The sequence below is a fragment of the Rahnella sp. NRRL B-41462 genome (assembly GCF_003263525.1).
GTDB lineage: Bacteria > Pseudomonadota > Gammaproteobacteria > Enterobacterales > Enterobacteriaceae > Rahnella > Rahnella aceris.
On sequence record NZ_JYDF01000203.1, the window covers coordinates 1 to 1,855 of the forward strand.

Consider the following 1,855-nt stretch of genomic DNA (forward strand, 5'->3'; position numbering starts at 1 on the left):
TGGATGAAATCACCCGCAACAAGCTCGACAGCGATCTGCTGCGCCTGTGGCGGGAACAGGGGCTGACGGTGGTGTTCGTCACGCATTCGATTCACGAAGCGGTATTTCTGTCGCAGCGGGTGATCATGATGGCCGCCCGTCCGGGGCGGGTAGTGGAAGATATCGCCATTAACGAACCCTTCCCGCGCAACGACGATTTCCGCGTCAGTCCGGCATTTTCACGCTATGCGAAGCAGTTGCAGGACAGCCTGCTGCAAGCCAGCCAATCGGGTATGGAGTAACGCTATGCAAACTCAAAAATCCTCTCCGTGGATCAATAACCAAACCTTTCGCAAGGTGCTGTATCCGGCTGTGGTCGCGATTGTGGTGGTTTTGCTGTGGCAGGGCTGGGTGAGTTATTTCAAAATCCCCCAGTTTCTGGTGCCTTCGCCGGTAGTGATGCTGGAAAGCCTGTGGACCAACTTCGGTACGCTGACCATGTCACTGCTGTTTACGCTGAAAATCACTTTGATCTCGTTTTTACTCTCTATCGTCATCGGTTCGGTCGTGGCTTTCGTGCTGGTGCAGAACCGCTTTGTTGAAACCGCGTTGTTCCCGTACATCGTGTTTTTACAAGTGACGCCGATTGTCGCCATCGCGCCGCTGATCATCATCTGGGTCAAAGACACCACGTTGTCGCTGGTGGTGTGTTCGACGCTGATGGCGGTGTTCCCGATCATTTCTAACACCACGCAGGGGTTGCGCAGCGTCTCGCCCGGCCTGCTGAGTTATTTCCAGCTCAGCCGCGCCAGCCGTCTGCAAATCCTGATCCGCTTACGCATCCCTTCTGCGCTGCCGTATTTTTTCGGCGCACTGCGCATTTCCAGTGGCCTGTCGCTGATTGGTGCCGTGGTGGCTGAATTCGTGGCGGGCACCGGCGGCAATAACACCGGTCTGGCCTACCAGATATTGCAGGCGGGCTATCAGCTCGACATCCCGCTGATGTTTGCCGCCCTGCTGTTAATTTCACTCACCGGTATCGCGCTGTTTGGTGTGATGTCGTGGATTTCGAGGCGCGCCCTGAGCGCCTGGCATGAAAGCGAAGCCGTGCAATCTCATTAACCTCATTCATTTTTGGCAGGAAGAATATGGACAGCGAACAACGTCAACAGGTGCTCGCCCTGATTCAGCAGGCGCTGCCTGATCTCGACTGGACTTTACAGGCGCCGAAGGTTAAACGCCTTTCCCGTGATTTTCACTGGTTCAGCCCGGTGCTCAAGCGGCAACTGGAAGACAAACAGGCCGATGCCGTGGTCAGGCCGCGCAGCGAAGAAGAGCTGATTTTGCTGGTGAAAGCCTGCGTTCAGCACCAGTTACCGCTGATTTTGCGCGGCGGCGCGACCGGCAACTACGGCCAACTGGTGCCGCTGGAAGGCGGAATTCTGGTGGACATGACCGGGTTTAATCAGGTTTGCGAACTGGCTAACGGTGTGGTGCGGGCACAGGCGGGGATCCGGCTGGCGGAGATTGAAACCCTGACCCGTCCGGCAGGCTGGGAACTGCGCTGCATGCCCTCCACTTACCGGCTCGCCAGCCTGGGTGGCCTTTACGGCGGCGGCTTTGGCGGTATCGGATCCATTAACTACGGCCCGCTCGGCGCACCGGGCAATGTGCTCAGCGTAAAAGTCATGACCATGGAAGCCGAACCGCGCATTCTGCATGTGCCCGCCCCGCAGGCATTGCTGCTGCATCACGCGTATGGCAGCAACGGCATTGTGCTTGAGGTTGAACTGGCGCTGGCACCGGTTCATCAGTGGATTGAACGGCTGGACGTGTTCGACGACTTCACCGACGCACTGGATTATGCCAACGCCTT

General features: G+C 57.4%; 2 protein-coding genes and 1 pseudogene. All 3 read left to right on the top strand.

Features of this window, described 5'->3' with window-relative positions; all coding sequences use genetic code 11:
* Nucleotides 1–281: pseudogene (locus tag UC14_RS26610) on the top strand (ABC transporter ATP-binding protein); the annotation flags it as partial.
* A gap of 4 nt (nt 282–285) precedes the next feature.
* On the top strand, nt 286–1,101 hold the full coding sequence (locus UC14_RS26615; protein WP_013575204.1) for an ABC transporter permease: 816 nt from the start codon (nt 286–288) through the stop codon (nt 1,099–1,101).
* Between the two features lie 26 nt (nt 1,102–1,127).
* The coding region (locus UC14_RS26620) for an FAD-binding oxidoreductase (protein ID WP_157962176.1) at nt 1,128–1,855 on the top strand (728 nt) is incomplete at its 3' end.

Bases quoted from the DNA above. Each gene is read 5' to 3' on its own strand.
- UC14_RS26615 (WP_013575204.1), top strand. From the start codon at position 286: ATGCAAACTCAAAAATCCTCTCCGTGGATCAATAACCAAACCTTTCGC.